10 protein-coding genes are annotated in these 23,216 nt (G+C 64.2%); 7 read left to right on the top strand and 3 right to left on the bottom strand.

Going from position 1 to position 23,216, the window contains the following annotated elements:
* Positions 1-50 precede the first annotated feature (50 nt).
* From GM668_RS24080 to GM668_RS24065, 4 genes are read left to right on the top strand one after another with little or no spacing between them, the layout of a single operon-like run.
* Positions 51-4,409: a cobaltochelatase subunit CobN gene (locus GM668_RS24080; protein ID WP_170305798.1), complete on the top strand. Its 4,359-nt coding sequence runs from the start codon at positions 51-53 to the stop codon at positions 4,407-4,409.
* Positions 4,406-4,858 carry a MotA/TolQ/ExbB proton channel family protein gene (locus tag GM668_RS24075; RefSeq protein WP_155441515.1) on the top strand — a complete coding sequence of 151 codons (453 nt, stop codon included), beginning with the start codon at positions 4,406-4,408 and terminating at the stop codon, positions 4,856-4,858. The genes GM668_RS24080 and GM668_RS24075 overlap by 4 nt, the downstream gene beginning before the upstream one ends.
* A complete protein-coding gene (locus GM668_RS24070) occupies positions 4,855-5,184 on the top strand; it encodes a hypothetical protein (protein WP_155441514.1) in 330 nt (109 codons plus the stop codon). Before GM668_RS24075 ends, GM668_RS24070 begins: the two co-directional genes overlap by 4 nt.
* A gap of 56 nt (positions 5,185-5,240) precedes the next feature.
* Entirely contained in the window at positions 5,241-7,289 is a 2,049-nt protein-coding gene (locus GM668_RS24065) for a TonB-dependent receptor (protein WP_155441513.1), read from the top strand.
* Here GM668_RS24065 and GM668_RS24060 read toward each other — a convergent pair.
* A complete protein-coding gene (locus tag GM668_RS24060; RefSeq protein WP_155441512.1) occupies positions 7,261-8,166 on the bottom strand; it encodes a LysR family transcriptional regulator in 906 nt (301 codons plus the stop codon). The two genes, GM668_RS24065 and GM668_RS24060, sit on opposite strands and share 29 nt — an antisense overlap.
* A gap of 114 nt (positions 8,167-8,280) precedes the next feature.
* Between GM668_RS24060 and metE the strand changes: the two genes are divergently transcribed.
* On the top strand, positions 8,281-10,563 hold the full coding sequence (gene metE / locus GM668_RS24055) for a 5-methyltetrahydropteroyltriglutamate--homocysteine S-methyltransferase (RefSeq protein ID WP_155441511.1): 2,283 nt from the start codon (positions 8,281-8,283) through the stop codon (positions 10,561-10,563).
* Positions 10,564-10,566: 3 nt separating this feature from the next.
* On the opposite strand, the gene GM668_RS24050 is transcribed toward metE, so the two are convergent.
* Together GM668_RS24050 and GM668_RS24045 are read right to left on the bottom strand one after the other, a co-directional pair.
* On the bottom strand, positions 10,567-11,391 hold the full coding sequence (locus GM668_RS24050) for an amino acid ABC transporter substrate-binding protein (RefSeq protein ID WP_155441510.1): 825 nt from the start codon (positions 11,389-11,391) through the stop codon (positions 10,567-10,569).
* Between the two features lie 172 nt (positions 11,392-11,563).
* Positions 11,564-12,535 (bottom strand): ligand-gated ion channel, encoded by a 972-nt coding sequence (locus GM668_RS24045; protein ID WP_155441509.1) that lies wholly within the window; start codon positions 12,533-12,535, stop codon positions 11,564-11,566.
* Between the two features lie 218 nt (positions 12,536-12,753).
* Here GM668_RS24045 and GM668_RS24040 point away from each other — a divergent pair, with 218 nt between their 5' ends.
* Positions 12,754-14,391 (top strand): ShlB/FhaC/HecB family hemolysin secretion/activation protein, encoded by a 1,638-nt coding sequence (locus tag GM668_RS24040; RefSeq protein WP_170305797.1) that lies wholly within the window; start codon positions 12,754-12,756, stop codon positions 14,389-14,391.
* Between the two features lie 9 nt (positions 14,392-14,400).
* Positions 14,401-23,216: MBG domain-containing protein (locus GM668_RS24035; protein WP_155441507.1), on the top strand; the 8,816-nt coding region annotated here is incomplete at its 3' end.

Below are 23,216 nucleotides of genomic sequence, written 5' to 3'. Positions count from 1 at the left end.
GGCTGCCCGTTCGTCATGCGTGCCTCGGCACGCGGTAACTGGTACCGCCCGTGAAAACCAAATCATTCATCAGGTTCTTCCTGGTGCTGCAGTGCGTGCTCGCCTGTGTGCCCGCGCATGCCGCCACCTTGTTTGCCCTTGTAACGGAACGCTCCGCGCCGGTTGCCGTTGAAGCGGCGCACCGCCATTTGGCCAGCCATCCCGCCGACCGCATCTTGCTGCGCACCCCGGCGCAATTCATGGCGGCCGATGAAAAACAGGTGGCGCAGTGGCTGGGACAGGCCGACACCGTGCTGGCTGTCGCGCTGTTTGGCGACCCGGCCCGCCGCTTGAAAGACGCGTTGCCGCGCTATGCGAAGGTACGCGCTTCCGTGCTGGCCATGAACGGCGAGGGCACGTTAAGCCTGATGACGCGCGACGCCAACGGCGTGCTGCAAGGCTTTCCTGCCGAGACGCTGCGCCAGCTGTCCAGTGAACAGCCGCCCGAAGCCGCGCTGAAGGCGGCGCACGCGCATGCCGCCGCGCGCCACTGGCTGGCCGCGCGCCAGTTGTGGCAGGCGGGCGGCGTGGCCAATACTGCCGCGCTGCTGGCGCATCTGCTCAATCCAGGTATTGCGTTGGCATCGCCTCAGCCGGAAGCCATGCTGCGTGTCCGCGTGGGTACGCATGAACTGGCCGACAAGGACGCGTGGGACAATGCGGCGCAGCTGGGATTGCAGGCGCAACCCACGGTGGTGGTGCTGGACCTGGCCAATATGGATGGCATGGTGCCGGCAGACCTGTGCCGCCGCATCGGGCAAAAAGGGCGCCAGTGCGTGCAGGTGTTGCCGCGCTGGGGCGGCGCATCGCGGGAAGCGCTGGAACGCTTGCCGGAATTGATCGCGCCAGCCAGGCCGGAAGCGGTCGTCGTGCTGCAGGATTTCGTCGTTGGCGCGGCGGAAGGACGCGAAGCCGTGTCGGAAGCGTTCAAGAAACTCGATGTGCCGCTGTTCAAGGCCATCCGCCTGTCGGACCGCACGGCCACGCAATGGCGCCTGTCGCCGGATGGCTTGCCGCCGGACTCGGTCCAATACCGCGTGGCGCTGCCGGAATTGCAGGGCATCGGCCAGCCTATCGTTGTGGCGGCGCTGGGCCAATCCAAGCGCGATCCGCTGACCGGCATAGAAAACCGTCCGCCCGTGATGCTGGATGCGGAAGCGGACCGGCTGGCCGCGCGGGTGGACCGCTGGGTTACGTTGCGGCACAAGGCCAACCGCGACAAAAAAGTCGCGCTGATTTACTACAACCACCCGCCGGGCCGCCAGAACATTGGCGCCGACAACCTCAATGTGCCCGCTTCGCTGTTCGACATGCTGCACGCATTGAAAAAGGCGGGCTACACGGTGGGCGAATTGCCCGCCACGCCGGACGCGCTGCTGGACCGCATCATGGCGCATGGCGTGAATTTGCCGGAAGACCGGTCAGCCCTGCGTGAATTAAGTGCGTCGGTCAACAGCGTCAGCGCGGCGGATTATGCGCGCTGGTTTGGCGCCTTGCCGCCCCGTGTGCAGGGCGAAGTGACGCGCGGCTTGCTAGGCCGCCTGCATGCCGACGTGCTGGAAGCGGAAGCGTCGGGCGAATGGCTACTGGGACGCAAGCAGGCCGAAGTCGTCATCAAGGAATTGCAGCATTTGGTCGAAGGGGCGGACCACCCGCAGCGGGAAGCGGCGATCCGCGACCTGGCCGCGCTGGCGGACGGCTACCACAAGTGCCTCGATGCGAAACCCGCGCGCCGCTGCGCTGCACTGGCGCCGCTGAACCGGCGCGTGTCGGGCTATGGCATCGAAGGCTTGAAAGGGTGGGGCGCGGCGCCTGGCAAGATCATGGTCGATAGCGGCAAGCTGCTGGTGCCGGGCCTTGTATTCGGCAATGTATTTATCGGCCCGCAGCCGCCCCGCGGCTGGGAAGTGGATGAAGAATTGCTGCATGCGAATACCAGCATCACGCCGCCGCACCAGTACCTGGCCTTTTATCACTGGCTGCGCGACCGCTTCAAGGCCGATGCGCTGGTGCACGTGGGGCGCCACTCGACCTATGAATTCCTGCCCGGTAAAGCCGTGGGGCTGGGCTCGGACGATTACCCCAGCCTCGTGGGCGCGGATTTGCCGGGTGTGTATCCGTACATTGTTGATGGCGTGGGTGAAGGAACGCAGGCCAAGCGGCGCGGCCTGGCTGTCATGGTCGACCATTTGACGCCGCCGCTGGCCAGTACCCCCCTGTATGACGACTTGCTGGCGCTGCGCCAGGTGGTGGAAAGCTATGAGGCGGCCAGTTCTGAATCGCTGAAAGCGCAGGCGGCGCAATTGATGCGCGAACGGGTGGCGGCCTTGAATTTAAAGGCGGAACTGGAAGCGTCGATGGCCGACGTGCTGCAGGTACGGGGCATCGGCTTCGATGCGGCCGACGATGATTTGCTGGCGCATGAAGTGGGCCACTATCTGACCAAGCTGCAGGAAAAATTCATGCCGTTCGGCTTGCACATCTTTGGCAGGCCGTGGGACCAGCCATCGCTGGACTTGATGCTGCAATCGATGCAAAAAGGCGGCGTGGGCGGACCGGACGTGGCGCAAAAGCTGGCTGATTCGCCGCGCATGGAAATGCAGGCGCTGCTGGCGGGCCTCGATGGCCGCTTCATCGAACCGGGCAAGGGCAACGATCCTTTGCGTTCGCCGGAAGCGCTGCCGACGGGCCGCAATTTCCACGCGGTCGATGGTGATATCCTGCCGACCAAACTGGGTTACCAGCTGGGCGCTGCGATGGCGGCCAAGGCCATGGCGCGCGACAAAAATCCGCAGGGCAGCGAAGGCGTGCTGCTGTGGGCATCGGACGCCGTGCGCGATGAAGGCGTGATGGTGGCGTTCACGCTGGCGCTGATGGGCGCGGAACCCGTGTGGAATGCGCGCGGCATCGTGACGGACGTGCGCCTGATTCCAGGGGCGCCGCGGCGCGATGCGCTGGTGACGACGTCCGGCCTGTTCCGCGACCTGTATCCAAACTTGAACCGCCTGATCGACCGGGCAGGGCGGCTGGCCTTGGGCGCGTCGGCGGCCGGCATCGTCGAGCGCGAACCGGCGCTGAAGGACGCCATGCAGGCGGCGCTGGCCCCATTGGGCAACACGGCGTGGGGCAATGAGCCGGTCAACGGCAACCGCGTCGCGCAGGAGTGGCTGGTGCGCGAGCGCGCGCTGGAAAAAGCCGGCATGCCCGCGCTGGACGCGGGCCGGGGCGCTGCCCAGCGCGTGTTTGGCGATGCACCCGGCGCGTATGGCGCCGGTGTCAACCGGTTGACTGAACGGTCCGGCGCGTGGCGCGAGCGCGATGAAATCGGCCGCGCTTACCGCAACCGCATGGGCCATGCGTATGGCCTCGACAACGCGGGCGAAGCCAGCCACGCCGCATTTGACGTGGCGCTCGATGGCATTACCCGCACTTACCATGGCCGCGCCAGCAACTTGTACGGGCTGCTGGACAACAACGATGCATTTGACTATCTGGGCGGCCTGTCGCTGGCCGTGGAAGGCCGCACGGGGCGCGTGCCGGAAGCCATGATCTTGCAGCATGCGCAGCCGGGGCAGGCCGACGTGGAACCGCTGGCCTCTGCGCTGCTGGGCGAATTGCGGGGCCGTTTCCTGAACCCGGCCTGGCTGAAACCATTGATGGACCACGGCTATTCGGGCGCCCGCACGATGGGCCAGGAATTTTTGGAAAACCTGTGGGGCTGGCAGGTGACGCGTCCCGACCTCGTGAAGAACTGGGCGTGGGATGACGTGAAGTCCGTGTATTTCGACGATGCCCACAAGCTGGGATTGCCCCAGTTCCTCGCGCAGGGCAACAACGCGCACGTGAAAGCGCACATGCTGGCCATCTTCATGGTGGCGGCGGAAAAAGGGTACTGGAAAACCGATGCCGCCACGATCCGCAAGATGGGCGGCGAACTGGCGCGGCTCGTTGCCGCCAACGGCTTGCCGGGCAGCGGGCACACGAAGCCTGACCACCCGATGTGGCAATGGCTGGCGCCGCAGCTGGATCAGGCGGAAGCGCAGGCGCTGGGTGTGGCGCTGGCCAAGGCGCGGGGGGAGACGGCGGCTGTGAATGTTCCTGCCAGCGCGCCAGCAGCTGGACAGCGAAATGCAGCCGCAGCGGCGCCGGCCGATGCGCCGGCCGATGCGCCGGCTGAAGCAGCCGCACCCGCTCCACGCGCTTACGAATTGACCGCGCAACCGGAGCCGCCGCAGGCAGCGGCAGTGCGTGCGGTGGAACTCCTCAGCGTGCTGGCAGCGCTCATTTTCTTGTTTGGGGTGGGACTCTGGTTCGGTAGCAGAACCCGCCCTATGCAATTCCAAAACCTAACCACTTGGAGATTTACATGACCGACCTGGTGTCCTTCACCTGGCTGCACGACGGTGTCAGCCTGCTGCTCACCCCTGCACTGCTTTGCCTGCTGGCTGCGTGCGCCGTCGCCATTGCCGAAGCCGGCATCGCGGCCGGCGAGCGTTTCTATGGCTTATCCAAACTCGCCGCCAACAGCAATACCGCGCAAGTGCAAGCCATCGCGCGCCGCCGCCTGGAACGCGCAGACCTGCTGTCGCGCATCCCGCCGATGCTGGGCCTGATGGCCACGATCATCCCGCTGGGACCTGGGCTGGCCGCGCTGGGACAGGGCGACCCGGCCAAACTGGCCAGTGCCGTGACGGTGGCGTTTGACGCCACGGTACTGGGCCTGGTGGCCGGTATTGGCGGCCTCGTGATCGGCAAGCTGCGCCGCCGCTGGTATGAAGAATTGCTGGAATCATTGGAAGCCGGGGAGCTGGCGGCATGAGTGCACAGAAAAAGCGACTGCGCCTGTATTCCCGCCTCGATGCGCGCTTCGACAGCAGCGATGAAGATCCCCGCGCCAGCCTCGTCAACCTGGTGGACGTCATGCTGGTATTTGCGTGCGGCCTGATTGCCGCCATCGCGGGCGCGCATGGCGGGTTCAAGACGCCGAAGCCGGTGGAAAAGGGCCGCCAGATTGAGCGCCCCGCCGCCGGCATCACCGAATCCGGCAGCGGTTACGACCGCGTGGGTGAAGTGTTCCGCGATCCGAAGACGGGCAAGCTGGTGCTGATTGAACCAGCGCAGCAGGGCGGCGACGGCAAACACTGAGCTGCCTGCATATTTGCAGACTACTTTCCGCCCAACCGGGCACACGAGGTTATTCCATGCTCCCAACCAGGGCAACCATCATTGCAGGCTGCATCACAGCCTTATTCCAAACGCAGGCGGCGGCTGACGAAGCCGCACCGGCCATCGTTCAAGTCACGGGCCACTATAACAATGCCGTCGGCACGTCCGATGCGGCCAGCCAGGGCAGCATTACCGCTGACTTGATTGCCGCCCGTCCCGCCATGCGCACGGCGGAATTGCTGGAATTCGTGCCCGGCATGATCGTCACGCAGCACAGTGGCGACGGCAAGGCCAGCCAGTATTTCCTGCGCGGCTTTAATTTGGACCACGGTACGGATTTCGCCACCTTTGTCGACGGCATGCCCGTCAATATGCGCACCCACGCGCATGGCCAGGGCTATACGGATTTGAATTTCCTGATACCGGAACTGGTGCAGCGCATCGATTACAGGAAAGGCCCATACTTTGCCGATGAAGGCGACTTCGCTTCGGCCGGCGCCGCGCATATCCGCATCGCCGACAAATTGCCGCAAGGGTTGGCAACTGCCGTTGTGGGCGAATCCGGCTACCGGCGCGGCCTGCTGGCTGACTCAATCGGCATGGGCGCCGGTACGCTGCTGGTTGGCGCGGAAGTCCTTGCCAATGACGGCCCGTGGGACTTGCCGCAGCGCGTGCGCAAATATAACGGCGTGCTGCGCTACAGCCAGGGCACGCATGGCGATGGGTTCAGTATCACGGGCATGGCGTTTTCCAACCGCTGGCAATCGACGGACCAGATTCCGCTGCGCGCCGTCCAGTCGGGGCGGATCGGCCGCTTTGGCAATATCGATCCGACCGATGGCGGCGACACCAGCCGTTACAGCCTGTCGTATGCGCAGCGGGTGCGCACGGAAACGGGGCTGCTGGAATTCGATGCGTATGCGTTGCGCTCCACCTTGCAATTGGTCAGCAACTTCACGTATTACCTCGATAACCCGGCCGATGGCGACCAGCACGCGCAGCGCGAACGCCGCAATATGGCGGGCGCCAATATTGCCCAGTCGTGGCGCGCCGATATCGGCGGCATAGAAATGCACAACAAGGCCGGCCTGCAGACGCGCTATGACCAGCTGTCGCCCGTTGCGATCTATGAAATGTCTGGCGCCATCCGTACCGGCACCGTACGCGAAGACCGTGTGCGCGAATCCAGCGCGGGCGTCTACGTGGAAAATACCGCGCAGTGGCAGCCGTGGCTGCGCAGCATGGCGGGCCTGCGTTACGACGCGTACCGATTCAACGTGGCCGTCGACTTGGCCGCCAACAGTGGCGCCGCCAGAGCGCACCTGGTGTCGCCCAAGCTGTCGCTGGTATTCGGTCCGTGGCAGCGCACGGAATACTTCGTCAATTTCGGCAAAGGCTTCCACAGCAACGATGCGCGGGGCACGACGCAAACGCGCCTGCCCGATGGCAGCGCGACCGATCCAGTGACGCCGCTGGTGGCCACGCGCGGCAGTGAAATCGGCCTGCGTTCGGAAATCATCCCCGGCCTGCAAAGTTCGCTGGCGCTGTGGCGGCTGAATATCGATTCCGAGCTGCTGTTTATCGGTGATGCGGGCGAGACGGAAGCCACGCGCCCCAGCCGCCGCCGTGGCATTGAGTGGAACAACCACTATGTGGCGTCATCGTGGCTGCTGTTCGACCTCGACGTGGCCGCGTCGCGCGCCCGCTACGCCGATACCAGCCCTGATGGCGACCGCATACCGGGGGCGCTGAACCGCGCACTGTCCTTTGGCGCCACGGTGCGCGGCCTGGGGCCGTGGTCGGGCAGTTTCCAGCTGCGCCATTTCGGACCGCGCCCGCTGCTGGAAGATAACAGCATCCAGTCCGCGTCCACCACCTTGGCCTACCTGCGCGCGAGCTACCAGTTCAGCAAGGCTACCCAAGTGGCGCTGGATATCTTCAACCTGTTCGATAAAAAAGCCAGCGACATCGATTATTACTACCGTTCCCGCTTGCCGGGCGAACCGGCTGAAGGCGTCGATGACATCCACTTCCATCCGGTCGAGCGCCGTTCATTCAGGGTGACGCTGGCGCACCATTTCTGAGCCGGCGCGCATACGCGATAAACGCTTGCAGGTAATCGATGCCGCTGTCGCTGTCGCGTATGCCCAGGTAAATCTGTTTCTGGATACCGTGGCGCCCCAGCCGCAACGTGCGCAAGTTCAAATGGGGCGCGTAATCGGTGACCAGCCATTTCGGCAGCGCCGTCACGCCCCGGCCGCTGGCCACCATTTGCAGCATGATGTCCGTGGTTTCGATGGTCTTGTGCTTTTTTGGCAGGCAATTGGCAGGCAACAGGAACAGGTTATAAATGTCCAGCCGGTCGATGGGGACGGGATACGTGATCAGCGTTTCTTCTGACAGCATGTCCGGCGTGGCTTCCTTCAGTTTCGCCCAGCGGTGGTCTTTGTGCACCACCAGCACCTGCTCATAGTCGAACACGGGTTCGAATTGCAGTCCCGGCTTGTTGACGGGGTCCGGCGTCACTAGTAAATCAATTTCATAGCCAAACAGCGCGCCGATGCCGCCGAACTGGAATTTCTGTTTGACGTCGACATCGACCAGCGGCCACTCGGCCAGGTAAGGCGACACGATTTTCAACAGCCACTGGTAGCACGGGTGGCATTCCATGCCGATGCGCAGCGCGCCCCGTTCACCCTGCGCGAACTGGCGCAGCCGTTCTTCCGCCAGATCCAGTTGCGGCACGACGCGCTGCGCGACGGCCAGCAGGAACTGGCCCGCTTGCGTCAGGCGCAAGCTGCGCCCTTCGCGCAGCCAGATATCGGTTCCCAATTGCTGTTCCAGCTTTTTCATGCTGTGGCTCAGCGCCGACTGCGTCACGCACAGCACGTCGGCCGCCGCCGTCAGTGAACCCTGTTTTTCAACTTCCAGCACGATGGCCAGGTGGATGCGTTCAATCATGGTAAATCATGAGCATTGCTCATCGATATGTGAGAAAAGACCATTTTACGTCATGGATTGCAGTCTTTACCATGGCTGCACTGATCACCACTGATAACATTTCACGGAGTACCCATGACCATTGTTCACAACCTCGGCTTCCCCCGCATCGGCGCCAGCCGCGAATTGAAATTTGCGCTGGAGCCGTACTGGAAGGGAGAAACGTCCCGCGCGGACTTGCTGAAATCCGGCGCGGCACTGCGCCGGCGCCACTGGCAACTACAGGCGGGCCTGGACCTGGCGCCAGTCGGCGACTTTTCGTTTTACGACCACGTGCTGGACATGAGCTTCACGGTGGGGAATTTGCCGGAGCGCGTGCAAGACTTCCACGGCGATCCGCTCGATAACTACTTCCGCGTGGCGCGCGGCCGCTCCGCGCAAGAACACCATGCATGCTGCGGCGGCGTGGCGGCAGGTGAAATGACGAAGTGGTTTGACACGAATTACCACTACATCGTGCCGGAATTTACAAACGCCACCACGTTCCGGCTCGATGCATCGCGCCTGCTGGAACAGGTAGCCGAAGCGCGGCAGCAGGGCGTCAACGCCAAGCCCGTCATTGTGGGACCGGTGACCTACCTCGCGCTGGGCAAGGCCAAGGATGGCTCGAACAAGCTGGATTTGCTCGACGGTTTGCTGGCCGTGTACGCGCAATTGCTCGATACGCTGGCGGCGCATGGCGTCGAATGGGTGCAAGTCGATGAACCGCTGCTGGTGACGGAACTCGATGCGGACTGGCAGTACGCGTTCAATTACGCTTACCACCAGTTGAAGGTGTGCCGCGTCAAACTGCTGGTGGCCACGTATTTCGGCCAGCTGGAAGAAAACAAATACCTGGCGGCGAATTTGCCGGTGGCAGGCTTGCACGTGGATGCCGTTGCGGGTCCGGACGACGTGCGCCCATTGATCAATGTTTTGCCGCCGCATAAAGTCTTGTCGCTGGGCGTCATCAATGGCCGCAATATCTGGAAAACCGATTTGACGGCCGTGCTGGACTGGCTGGAACCGCTGGCGCAGCAGCTGGGAAACCGTTTATGGATTGCGCCATCGTGTTCGCTGCTGCATGTGCCGGTGGATTTGAACAGTGAACAAGCGCTGGATGCGGAAATCCGGTCGTGGCTGGCCTTTGCCGTGCAAAAGCTCGATGAATTGCAGGTGCTGGCCAAGGCGCTGCGAGAAGGCCGCGCAGCCGTCGCCGCTGAACTGGCGGACAACCTGGCCGCACTGGCTGCGCGCCGCGCATCGCCGCGTGTGCACAATCCCGCCGTGCGGCAGGCGGTGGCGCAACTGCATGCCGATATGGGCCGCCGCAATAGCCCCTATGCGCAGCGCGCGGCGGAACAGGCCGCGCTGCTGCAATTGCCGCTGTATCCGACGACCACCATCGGTTCGTTTCCGCAGACGGCGGAAATCCGCCACGCGCGCAGCGCCTTCAAGGCCGGAACGCTGGACGCGGCAGGCTACCAGGCCGCCATGCGGGAAGAAATCGCCCGCAGCGTGCGCGAACAGGAAGCATTGGGCCTGGACGTGCTGGTGCATGGCGAAGCGGAACGCAACGATATGGTGGAATACTTCGGCGAACAGCTGGAGGGGTATGCATTCAGCCAGTTTGGCTGGGTGCAGTCCTATGGTTCGCGCTGCGTGAAGCCGCCGATTTTGTTTGGCGATATCAGCCGCCCGCGCGCCATGACTGTGGAGTGGACCCGCTACGCGCAATCGCTGACCGGTAAGCCGATGAAAGGCATGTTGACGGGCCCCGTGACGATCTTGAACTGGTCGTTCGTGCGCGATGACCAGCCCCGTTCCGTATCGTGCCGGCAGCTGGCGCTGGCCATCCGGCAGGAAGTGCTGGACCTGGAACAGGCCGGCGTGCGCGTGATCCAGATCGATGAAGCGGCGCTGCGCGAAGGGCTGCCGCTGCGCAAAGCCCAGTGGCAGCACTACCTGGACTGGGCGGTGGAAGCGTTCCGCATTGCGGCCAACGGCGTACAGGACCGCACGCAAATCCACACGCATATGTGCTATTCGGAATTCAACGACATCATCGCGTCGATTGCCGCGATGGATGCGGACGTGATCACGATAGAAACGTCGCGCTCCGATATGGAATTGCTCGACGCGTTCGACCACTTCAAGTATCCCAACGAAATCGGGCCCGGCGTGTACGACATCCACACGCCGAACATTCCAAGCCGCGAACACATCGTGCAATTGATGAAAAAAGCCGCCGAGCGCATTCCCGTTGCGCGGCTGTGGGTCAACCCGGATTGCGGCCTGAAAACCCGCCAGTGGCATGAAGTGGTGCCGGCACTGGCGAACATGGTGGCGGCAGCGCGGGAATTGCGGTTGGCGGCCTAGAACTTACGGCGCTTTCAGCGCCTGCTTCAGCGCTTCACCCATCGGGAATTTGAACGTGGGCGTCATGAACCATTTCCCATAGATTTTCGACAGCTCGCCGGACGCGGCGATCTTTGCCAGCGCCGCATCGGCTGCCTGTTTCAGCGCCTTGTTATCCTTGCGGATCATGATGGCGATCGGATCGCTGGACAGCGTATCGTTCAGCAGCACGAAGTCCTTGGCGCTGGAGGACGTCGCAGCCAGGCGCGCCAGCTGCACGTCGTCGTGCACGAACGCGTCAACCTTGTTCTGTTGCAGGGACTTGAACGATTCGCGCGTGTCCAGCGATTTGACGAACTGGATGTGCAGCCCCTTTTCCAGGTCTGCCTTGGCCAGCATCGGCGCACCGGCTGCACCCTGGTTGACGATGACGCGCTTGCCTTTCAAATCCATCACGGACTGGATGCCGGAGCCGGCTTTCACGAGGATCTTTGTGTCCGCATAAAAGATCGGCTGCGAAAACGCCACGTCGGCCGCGCGCTGCGGCGTCACCGTGGTGGCGCCGCATTCCAGGTCCACTGCACCGGTTTTGACTTTTTCCACGCGGTCGCTGGACGTCAGCAGCACGTACGTCACTTTCAATGGCGCAGGGGCCATGCTCTTGCGGATGGCGTCCACGATGTGTTCGCACAAGTCGATCGTATAGCCTGCGGGCTTCTGGCCATCGGCAAATGAAAACGGTGCGGCCGATTCGCGGTAGCCGATCTTGATTTCGCCGCCCGATACGGGTTCGGCTGCGTAACTGATGTTGGCCAGCAGGGCGGCCAGTACGGTCATAGAGATGCGCATGGTTTGTCTCCGTTAAAAATACTTGGAGAGGAGCAATCGCTGTGCCAGCTGCGCAAGTACCGCTAAGTGATTGATGCCTAAGGAATGCAAGCCCCGGGCCACGGAAGCTGCGTTTGAAAATCAGGACAGGGCGCACTGGCCCTGTCTGATAAATTGGATGGGGCGCCAGCCGTCACGCCAGCAGCACAATGGCCGGCACGGCCAGCAGATACAGCACCGTCAAGCTCCACCCGGCTTGCCGTGAAACGGTTTCCGCGTGCGCGGCGTTGCCTTGCTCCGACACGCGGTAGGTGTAGACAATCAGCACGAAGCTGGCCGCAATAAAGCCCATGGTCGCGTTGTACAGCAAGTCCGCCATGCCGAAGGTGTCGGTTTCCGGCAAGGTCGCGGACAGCGCGCTTTGCGTCAGCACCGCCATGAAGACGGCGGATGCGGCAAAGGCAATGCGGGCGTCGATCGCGTCGGACGGAATGCGGAAGGCATTGAACGCCAGGCCCGCGGCAAGGAACAGGATGGAGAACAGCTTGATGAAGTTGCCCCATCCGGCGCGTTTCAGGTTGACGGCAAAGGTGTAGCGCTGCACCTGCGATTCCTTCTGGCCGGCGGCTTCGGGATCGCCAAATGTAGTTGGATATTTCGTGGTGGAGGCATAGCCTTCAAAACCCTGCACGCGCCAGCCGGGCACGTCGATCTTTGCGCTGACGCCGGACTGGGCTTTGTCAGGAATATACGGCGGCATCGTGCCGGCCCCGCCGGCATTTTCAATTTGTAGTTTCAGCGCCTGGTCATCCAGTGGATAGCGGTTTAATACGAAGTTGCGGTAAATGGTGGCGCTGATGCGCGCCGAACTGTAGTTATAGCCGCCAGCTTTTCTCTTCTTGACGCTTTCCTTGCCATCGACGTGGCCGTTGACGATTTCAAAATTTTCCATCGGATCGAGTTCGTCATTCTTCCAGCGGAACCATAAATAAAAGTCCAGCTGGAATTTCTTCTCTTTCAAATTCACGGCAGGGACGTTGACCAGATAGACGCCGACTTCAATCCCGTCAGGCGCAGGGGCCTGTGGTTTCGGCGGTTCTGCAGCCCATGCAGACAGGCAGCTGCAGCACAGCAGGGCAATGATCCAGTTCTTGATTGACAGCACGGCATGCTCCCTTGTTAGAACGTTATAGATCGTTGTCCCGCGCTGTTGGTTTGGCAAGCTAAAGTTCAAAAATCGTTGGATACGCGTAACAGCGGCGCCGTTCCTTCAAACTTGGTTTGACACCCGCCGCCGGCCTTTCCATACTGTTTTCTTCCTGGGCGAAAACAAGAGGAATCATGGGGTGCTCCCATTGGTGGACCGGTATCACTGCTGTGCTTGTGGCCACTGTTGCAAGTGCGGCGCAGATTCCTCCCGATGCCGGCCAATTGCGCCAGGAAATCGAGCGCAGCCTGCCTTCATCCATGCCACAACCGAAACTTGCACCGCAAGCGGAATTGCCGCCGCCAATGACTGCCATGACCGGCAAAGTATTCGTTCAACAATTCCGTTTTGCCGGCAATGAAGCCCTGTCTGATGCAACCCTGCAAACCATCGTCGCCGGCTGGACTCAGCGCGAGCTGAGCTTCGCGCAATTGCAGGAAGCTGCCGCCGCGGTTGGCGCCGCATACCGGTCGGCTGGCCGTGTCGTGCGGGCGTATTTGCCGCGCCAGGAAATCAAGGATGGCATCGTGATCATCCAGATTGTCGAAGCCCGCTTTGGCGCCGTGCGCATTGAAGCCGCGCCCGGGGCGCGGATGCGGCCGGAATACCTGCAGGGACTGGTCGAATCCAGCCAGGCGCCGGGCCAGCCTTTGCAGGCCGCCGCGCTGGACCGCGCCCTGCTGTTGCTGGAAGAGTTGCCCGGCGTGCGCGCCAGCGGCAGCTTGCAGGAGGGTAAGAATCAGGGCGAAACCGAAGTGGTGGTCGCTGTGGCGCCCGCGCCGTTGCTGGGCGGCGACGCCAGCACAGACAATACAGGTTCGCGCTCGACGGGCCCGGTACGGCTGGCGGTCAACTTCCAACTCAGTAGCCCGTTGAGTTTCAGCGACCTGGCCACTGTTAGCGCTGCGCATACGCAAGGCAGCAATTACGGGCGGCTTGCGTATAGCGTGCCGCTGGGCAGCGCCGGCTGGCGTGCCGGCGCCAATGTGTCGCGCATGCGCTATCGGCTGGTCAGTGCCGAGTTTGCCGCTTTGCAGGCCAGCGGCGATTCCGGCTCGGCAGGCGTGGAATTGCAATACCCGCTGCTGCGCGCCCGGCAAGCAAATGCCAGCCTGGCGCTGGCCTGGGAGCGCAAGGATTTCAACAACGTCTCCGGCGGCGCCGTCACGACCCGCTACAAGGTGGGGGTGCTGTCGGCCGGGCTATCGGGCTCCGCCAGCGATGCGGCAGGCAGTAATAGCGGCAGCGTTACCATGTCCAGTGGCGGCCTGGATTTGGACGGTTCGCCCAACCAGAGCGCCGACGCGGCGACAACCCGCAGTGCAGGCCGCTATGCCAAATTGCGTTTCAGCGCCACGCGCAACCAGACACTGGGCGCGCACTGGCATGGTGTGCTGCAGCTCAGCGGCCAATATGCCAGCAAGAACCTCGATTCCAGTGAAAAGTTTTACCTGGGCGGCGCTTCCGGTGTCCGCGCTTATCCGTCCAGCGAAGTGGGGGGCGCGGATGGGGTGATGGTCAATGCGGAATTGCGCTACCGCGTGCAGGACGCGCTGACCTTGTCGGCCCATGCCGATGCGGGCGTGGTGCGCGTCAATCATGACCATGGCTTTGCCGGTGCGCCGAAACATAACCGCCAGGGCTTGCGGGGAGCGGGGCTGGGCGTGGCGTGGACGCCGTTGCCGGGCGCCTCAATCAAGGCAGTCCTGTCGCACCGTATCGGCCGCAATCCGAACCCGGCGCCGTCCGGCGCGGACCAGGATGGCACGCTGGTGCGCAGCCGCCTGTGGCTGACCGCCAGCATGGCGCTGTAGGGACAGGCAATGAACCGCTGCTACCGTTTGCGCTGGAGTGAATGCGGCCAGGTTTGGGTGCCTGTCAGCGAACACGCACGCGGCCGCGGCAAGCGTGGCGGGGTGGCCGGCGCAGTCGCCGTTGCCGCTGCTACTGCCGCGCTGATGCTGCCGGGCGCCATCGCTCACGCGCAACCCGCGCCCACGCAATTGCCCACCGGTGCGCAAGTGGCGGCGGGGCAGGCCGCTGTCTCCAGCCAGGGCGCCCATATGGATGTCCAGCAGGGCAGCAGCCGCGCCGTCATCGACTGGCAAACTTTTAACGTCGGGCGCGGCGCCAGCGTGGCGTTCCGCCAGCCGGACGCCGCCAGCGTCATGTTGAACCGCGTGCTGGACAGCCAGCCCAGCCAGATTTTCGGCAGCATCACGGCCAACGGCCAGGTATTCCTCACCAACCCGAACGGCATTTATTTCGCCCCGGGCGCCAGCGTGGACGTGGGCGGGCTGGTGGCCACCACGCATGGCATCAGCAATGACGATTTCATGGCGGGCCGCTACCGCTTCACGCGCGGCGGCAGCCAGGGCAGCGTGGTCAACGAAGGCAGCCTGCGCGCCGCGCTGGGCGGCTACATCGCGCTGCTGGCGCCGGAAGTGCGCAACCGTGGCGTCGTGATTGCCCGCCAGGGCACGGCGGTGCTGGCGGCCGGGGAAACGTTCGAACTGCAATTTGAAGGCGCTGCCACCTTGGCCAATGTACGCGTGTCGGCCGCCACGATCCAGGCGCTGGTCGATAACGGCAATGCGGTGCGGGCGCCCGGCGGCCATGTGATCTTGTCCGCGCATGGCGCGAACCAGGTGCAGGGCAGCGTCGTGCACAACAGCGGCGTGCTGGAAGCGGATGCGCTGGCCGAACGCAATGGCCGCATCTTCCTCGATGGCGGCGCGGGCAGTGTCAGCCAGGAAGGCGCCGTGGCGGCGGCGGGCGGCAACGTCGACGTGCGGGCCGAGGACGTGTATTTTGGCCAGGGCAGCACCAGCGTCGCCAGCCCCCAGGGGAAGGGCGGCGGCATTGCCGTCAATGCCGGCGTCATGCTGGGCGCCGTGCAGGGGCACAGCTTCGATGCGTCGGGCCGCGATGGCGGCAGCGTGCGGCTGGTGGCAGGACCACACGCGGACTTTACGCTGTCGTCCACCGTGACGGCCAGCGGCGCGGGCGGGCTGGTGCAGCTGAGCGGCGGCGCCATGTCGCTGCTCAGCGCCACGGTATCGGCCGATGGCGGCACTGTGAACCTGGGCGGCGAGTGGCAGGGCGGCGGCAGCTTGCCGCACGCAGACACCATCAAGCTCAATGGCGCCACTTCCGTCAGTGCGCGCGGCGGCGCCATCAGCGTGTGGTCGGACCGCGGCACCGCCATGGAAGGAGCGTTGCGCGCGGAAGGGGGCAAGGTGGAAGTGTCGTCCAGCGGTGCGCTGCAGGCCGGTGGAACCATCGTGGCCGGCAGCGTGCTGTTCGATCCCAAGAACATCACCATCAGCAGTGTGACGGAACCCACCAAGGCCGGCACGGTGAACTTGCCGTCGTCGCCGCCGTATAACACCAGCAGCACGGACACGCGCGGCTTTGGCGAATCGTTTGCACTGGATGGCGACCACCTTGCCATCGGCTTGAAGTCTTACGTGGCGACGGGCTCCACCTGCACCAGCAATTGCGGCGCCGTGTACCTGTACGCGGGCGCCAGCAGCGCCAACTGGGCCAACCTGACGTTCATGACGCGCATATCGAATCCTGGCACCAGCAGCGGCGCGCTGGTGGGAGCAAGCGGCACGCCGCCCGTGCTGGGAACCGGCTATGCGGACTTCGGTTCCGCCATCGCGCTGCAAAACGGCCACCTGGCCATCGGCGCGCCGTTCTATAACAATTTCCAGGGCGGCGTCTACCTGTTCAATTACACCAGCAGCTTCGGCACGGTGACGTATGCGGCGAAAATCGATGGCGCGACACCGGTCAGCGGCATGCCGGCTTTGCCGGCCAGCGGGCGCTTCGGCACGGCGCTGGCGTTTGCCGGCAGCGGCGACAAGCTGATTGTCGGCTCCACCGGCAATGCCTATCTGTTTGATGGCCTGGGCACGTCGCCGTCATCGATCGGTACGATTGCCTACCGCAATACGCTGGCGGTGGCGGCGCAAGCGCTTGCCGCCAATGGCGACCACCTGGCGATCGGTTCGTCCAACAGCGTGAAACTGTACGACGGCCTGTCCAGCGCGAACTATGGCAGCCTGGCCCTGCGCAACACCATCACCAATGCCACCGTGCCTTCCGGTACACCGGTGGTCGGCAGCAGCGACGGCTTTGGCGCATCGCTGGCGCTGGCGGGCGACTTGCTTTACGTAGGCGCGCCAATGTCGAACAATGAAGGCTATGGCTATGGCCGCGTGTATGTGTTCAACGGCATGAACTCGGCCAACATGGCGTCGCCGGGCTACAGCAGCACCATCAAGGACGGCGCGGGCGGGCTGACGCTGGGCACCAACTATAACCTGGGCTTTGCCGTGGCGGCCGCCACCGACCGCGTGGTGGCGGGCGGCCAGGCCAATGTGCAGCTGCTGATGGCGCCCGATCCATCGATCCCGGCTTATACGCTGACGGGCGCCACGTTCGCCTATGCCGATGGCGGCGCGGGTTCCAGCTATGTGGTGACGCCGGCCGATATCCTTGGCTACCTCAATGCGGGCACCGCGGTGACCTTGCAAGCCAACAATGACATCACCGTGTCGTCGCCGATCGTCGCCAGCGGCAGCACCACGGGCGGCACACTGAGCCTGCTGGCTGGCCGCACCTTGTCCGTCAACCAGAACATCACCACCAACAACGGCAACCTGGTGCTGTCTTCCAGCACGGCCGGGGCCATCAGCGCCAATACGGATGCGGGACAGGGGCAATTGCTGATTCCAAACACGGCCACCATCAACATCGGCACCGGCACGGCCACGTTGAAGACGGATTCCATCAATATCAATGGCAGCGTGACGGGGACCGGTATTGTCAACCTGCAGCCCGCCACGGCCGGCGCCACGGTGGGGCTGGTGGGCGGCGCGGGGACACTGAGCCTGTTCGGCCCTGCCATCTTCAATACCGCGCGCTTTAACTCGACGTTGTCGCAGCTGGTCATTGGCGGGCCGAATGCCGGCGACATCACGGTCGGTTCCAGCTTTACGCTGAATAACACGGTGCCGCTGACGCTCAGCACTCCCGGCAGCATCTTCGTCACCAACGCCACCGTCAACATGGGCAAGCCGCTGATCTTGAATGCGGACACGGACACCAGCGGCGGCGGGCGCATTGCCGTCACCGGCAGCACCATCAGCATGAACGCCAACAACCTCGTGATGGGCGGCGGCTCGTGCACGGCGGCCGGCTGCACCGCGCCTGCGGTCGGCGTGGGCGGCGTGGCGGCGATCGGCGTCATGAACGACCACGCGACGATCACGGGCAGCGGCGGCAATTTGTGGGTGTGGGGGAAGGGCGGCAGCGCGGGCGGCGATGGCGTCACGTATGGCTTTTCCAATGTGAACCTGGGCACTGCGGGCGGCATGACGGTAAGGGGCGACGGCAGCTGGACGCCGTCGTTCACGCCGGGCGATGGCGTGGCGTTCGGCTCCGGCAGTATCGTGCGCGCCGGCAGCGGCGGCATCAACGTGACGGCAAACGGCAACAGCAATACGTCCACGGGGAGTAATGGTTTTGCGTTTTATTTCGACGGCGGCGCCAAGCTGTACACGACCAATGGCGGTCCGCTGTCGATCACCGTCAACATGGACCAGGGCAATGGTGGCAATGCGTACATGGTTTGCAGTACGTGCCTGCTGGGGGATGCGGCGCTGCAAAACGGCGACATCAGCTTCACGTGGGGCGGCACGTCGCTGCAAGCCATCACGATGCCGAATGTTGCCATCCCCGGCAGCAATACGCTGACATTGACGACGCCGCGCGGCATCACGGCAGCCGGCACCACGCAATCGGTGGGCGGCAACGTGACCGTCAACAATGGCAGCGCCGCCACCAGTGTGGCGCTGGGGACGTCCGGCGCATTCCATGCAGGCGGCGTGACGGTCAATACTGCGCAAAACGTGACCGTCATCGATACGGGCGCGACGGCCGTCAACGGCGTCAGCGGGGTGACAGGCACGGTGTCCGTCTCGGCGGCCGGCAACCTGGCCGTCAATGGCGCCATTGCCACCGCCAGTTCCGCCGCCAATGCCGTGACCCTGGTAGCGGGGCGTGGCATCGCCGCAGGCACGGCGGCGGGTGGCGACATCGTGTATAACAGCGGCGCATCGGTCACCTACGGCGCTGGCGGCAGCGCCACGCTTTACACGGGGACGGCAAATGACAGCGCGCTGACAGCGCTGGCAGGCGCTGGCAGCGGCCGCTTCCGCTACTACAGTACGCCGACGGCCAGCAATTTCAGCGCGGCGCTGGTTGCCGGCACCAACATCATTGCGCGCGAACGGCCTGCACTTGCCATCACGGGCAATAGCGCCGCCAAGACTTATGACGGGCAGGCATACGCGGGCTCGCTGGGCGCCACGGCAACGGGCCTGGCCAGCGGCGATACGCTTGCCATGCTGTCCGGCTCGCTGAATGTGGCCGGCACCGCGTTTGGCGCCGTCAACGCGGGCAGCTACACCGTCGTGCCCAGCGGCTTGACCGACACCCGGGGCTACGCCATCAGCTATGTCAACGGTGCGCTGACGGTGGCGCAGGCGCCGCTGTCCATCACTGCGGCCAACGCCAGCAAGACCTATAACGGTTTGGCGTTCAGCGGCAATAATGGCGTCAGCTACAGCGGCTTCGTCAACGGCGAAAGCGTGGCCAGCCTGGCGGGCAGCCTGAGTTTCGGCGGCACGGCGCAGGGAGCCGTCAATGCGGGCAGCTATACGATCGTTCCGCAGGGCCTGTCGAGCAGTAATTATGCGATCACCTACGTTGACGGGGTACTGGCCGTGGCGCAGGCGCCGCTGACGGTGACGGCCGCCAGCGCTGCGAAAACGTATGACGGACTGGCGTACAGCGGCGGCAATGGCGTCAGCTATACAGGCTTCGTCAATGGCGAGACTTCCGCCGTGCTGGGCGGCGCGCTTGGCTTTGGCGGCTCGGCGCAGGGCGCCGCCAATGCGGGCTCCTACGCCATCACGCCGCAAGGCTATACCAGCACCAACTATGCGATCAGCTATGCCAGCGGCGCGCTGACGGTGGCGCAGGCGCCGCTGACGGTAACGGCGGCCAATGCCAATAAAACCTATGACGGCCTGGCGTACAGCGGCGGCAATGGCGCCACTTACTCCGGTTTCGTCAATGGCGAGACGTCCGCCGTGCTGGGCGGCACGCTGGGCTACGGCGGCACGTCGCAAGGCGCCGTCAATGCGGGCAGCTATACGATCATCCCGCAAGGCTTGTCGAGCACGAATTATGCAATCCAGTATGCCAACGGCGCGCTGGCCGTGGATAAGGCGGCGCTGACCGTAACGGCCAACAACGCCAACAAAACGTATGACGGCCTCGCGTACAGCGGCGGCAATGGCGCCACCTATACAGGCTTCGCCAATGGCGAGACTTCCGCCGTGCTGGGCGGCGCGCTGGCTTTTGGCGGCAGCGCGCAGGGGGCAGTCAATGCGGGCAGTTACGTCATCACGCCGCACGGCTATACCAGCACGAACTATACGATCAGCTATACCGGCGGTGCGCTGTCAGTGGCGCAGGCGCCGCTGACCATTACCGCCAATAACGCCGGCAAGACGTACAACGGCCTGGCGTTCAGTGGCGGCAATGGCGTCGCGTACAGCGGCTTTGTCCATGGCGAGAGCGCGGCCAGCCTGACCGGCAGCCTGAGTTTCGGCGGAACGGCGCAGGGCGCCATCGATGCGGGCAGCTATACGATCATTCCGCAGGGATTATCCAGCACCAATTATGCGGTCAGCTATGTCAACGGCGCGCTGACCGTGGCGCAGGCGCCATTAACCGTGACGGCCGCCAATGCAAGCAAGACCTACGATGGCCTGGCGTACAGCGGCGGCAATGGCGTCAGCTATACAGGCTTCGTCAATGGCGAGACATCCGCCGTGCTGGGTGGTGCGCTGGCGTACGGCGGCACGGCGCAGGGCGCCGTCAACGCAGGGTCCTATGCCATTACTCCGCAGGGCTATACGAGCACAAATTATGCGATCACCTACGTGGACGGCGCGCTGGCCATCGGGCAGGCGCCGCTGACAGTTGCCGCGGCCAATGCCAGCCGCACGTACGATGGCGTGGCCTATAGTGGCGGCAATGGCGTCAGCTATACGGGCTTCGTCAACGGCGAGACGTCCGCCGTGCTGGGTGGCGCACTGGCGTACGGCGGCACGTCGCAGGGCGCGGTCAACGCGGGCAGCTATACGATTATTCCGCAAGGCTTGTCGAGCACGAATTATGCGATCCAGTACGCCAGCGGTGCGCTGACGGTTGACAAGGCGCCACTGTCGTTGAGCCTGGCCGGCAGTGTCGTAAAAACCTATGACGGCACGGACGTGGCCAGCCTGGGAACGCAAAACTATGCACTGACCGGGGTGGTGGCGGGCCAGTCCGTCACTGTCGGCAAGGTGGCCGGGACTTATGACAGCGCCGGCGCCGCGTCCGGCAAGACTGTCAGCGTGGCGCTGCAAGCGGGGGACTATATCGCCGGCGCCGGGACCAGCCTGTCCAACTACGTGCTGCCCACGGCAGCCAGCGGCAATGTGGGCCGCATCGACCCGGCCCCGCTGACGGTCACGGCCAACGATGCATCGCGCTATTATGACGGCAAGCCATACAGCGGCGGCAACGGCGTCACCATTACCGGCCTGGCGGGAAGCGACACCGCCGCGTCGCTGGGTTCCGTGGCATATGGCGGCGACAGCCAGGGCGCGGTACAGTCAGGCAAGTACGCGATCGTGCCATCGGGGTTCGCCAGCCCGAATTACGTGATCAGCTATGTCCCCGGCACCTTGTCCATCAGCCAGGCGCTGTTGACGATACGGGCACGCGATGCGTCGCAGACGTATTCCGGCTTGCCGTTCAGCGGCGGCAGCGGCGTCACGTACAGCGGCTTTTTGAATGGCGACACGGCGGCCAGCCTGCAAGGCACGCTGGCCTATGGCGGCACGAGCCAGGGCGCCGTCAATGCGGGCAGCTACAGCATCCTGCCGTTTGGCCTCAGCAGCGCGAACTATACGGTGGTCTTTGAGGGCGGCACGCTGGCGATACGGCCTGCCGCGCTGGCCGTTACAGCCAATCCCGCAGCCAAGACTTACGATGGCAAAGCCTACGCGGGAGGCAACGGCGTCAGCTACAGCGGCTTTGTCAACGGTGAAACCGCGGCAGTGCTGCGCGGCAGCCTGCAATACGGCGGCAGCAGCCAGGGGGCGGTGGACGCGGGCAGCTATGTGATCAAGCCGTCCGGCCTGTCCAGCACCAATTACACGATCACGTATGGGGACGCCGCGCTGGACGTCGGCAAGGCGGCGCTGGTCGTCAGCGCCGGCAGCGCCAGCAAGACGTATGACGGCAAAGCTTATACAGGCGGTAATGGCGTCAGCTACAGTGGATTCGTCAATGGCGAAGGCGCCACCGTGCTGGGCGGCAGCCTGCAATATGGCGGCAACAGCCAGGGCGCTGTCGATGCGGGCAGTTATGTGATTACGCCTTCCGGCCTGTCGAGCCGCAATTATGCGATTACCTACCAGGACGGTGCGCTGGAGGTGGGCAAGGCGGCGCTGGCCGTGAGCGCGCTGGACGCGGGCAAAACCTACGACGGCAAGGCTTACTCGGGCGGCAACGGCGTGCGTTACAGTGGTTTCGTCAATGGCGAGACAGAGCCGGTGCTGGGCGGCAGCCTGCAATATGGCGGCAGCAGCCAGGGCGCCGTCAACGCGGGCACGTACGCGATCATCCCGTCCGGCCTGGCCAGCCGCAACTACAGCATCACGTATGCGAACGGCGTGCTCGAAGTGGGCAAGGCTGCGCTGACGGTGACTGCCGCCGATGCCGCGAAAACCTATGACGCCAAGCCCTATGCGGGCGGCAATGGCGTGCGTTACAGCGGGTTCGTCAATGGGGAAACCGCCGCGGTGCTGGGTGGCAGCCTGACCTACGGCGGCAGTGCGCAGGGCGCGGTGGCGGCCGGCACGTACTTCATCATGCCGCAAGGACTGGACAGCAATAATTACACGATCGCCTACCAGGGCGGCGCATTGACGGTGGCCCGCGCGCCGCTGACAGTTACGGCCAATGCCGACCGCATGGTGTACAACGGTACGATTTATGTAGGCGGCAATGGCGTCGTCTATGCGGGCTTTGCCGGAACGGATACGGAATCCGTGCTGGCGGGGATGCTCAGCTACGGCGGTTCCAGCCAGGGCGCCAGCACGCCGGGGCAGTACACCATTCATCCGCAAGGCTTGAGCAGTGCTAACTATGACATCACGTATGCGGATGGCACGCTGACGATCCTGCCTGCGCCGCCCGTGATCAATGTGCCGGTTCCGGTGGCGCCTTTGCCGCTGCCTGTCGCGCCAGCCGCCGTGGCAACAGCGGCGGCCGCGCCTGCGGACAGCGGCAGCGGGCAGGCGCAGCAAAGCAGCGCCGGGACTGCGGATGCATCGCCCCAGCCAGCCGATATCAGCGCGTCCGCCAGTACGCAGGCACTGCCGTCCGGCGCCAGTGCGGCCACCGCTGCACCGGCACAGCAGGCTGCGGCAGATGCCGGCAACAGCGCCGTGGCGCAAACGGCAGGCGCGACGCCTGGGCAGCCGGTCAATGCAGGGCCAGTGGC

This window comes from Pseudoduganella ginsengisoli, assembly GCF_009720865.1.
Taxonomy (GTDB): Bacteria; Pseudomonadota; Gammaproteobacteria; order Burkholderiales; family Burkholderiaceae_D; genus Rugamonas; species Rugamonas ginsengisoli.
Note: the sequence above shows the minus strand (reverse complement) of the source record. Positions and strands in the feature narration are given on the sequence as shown.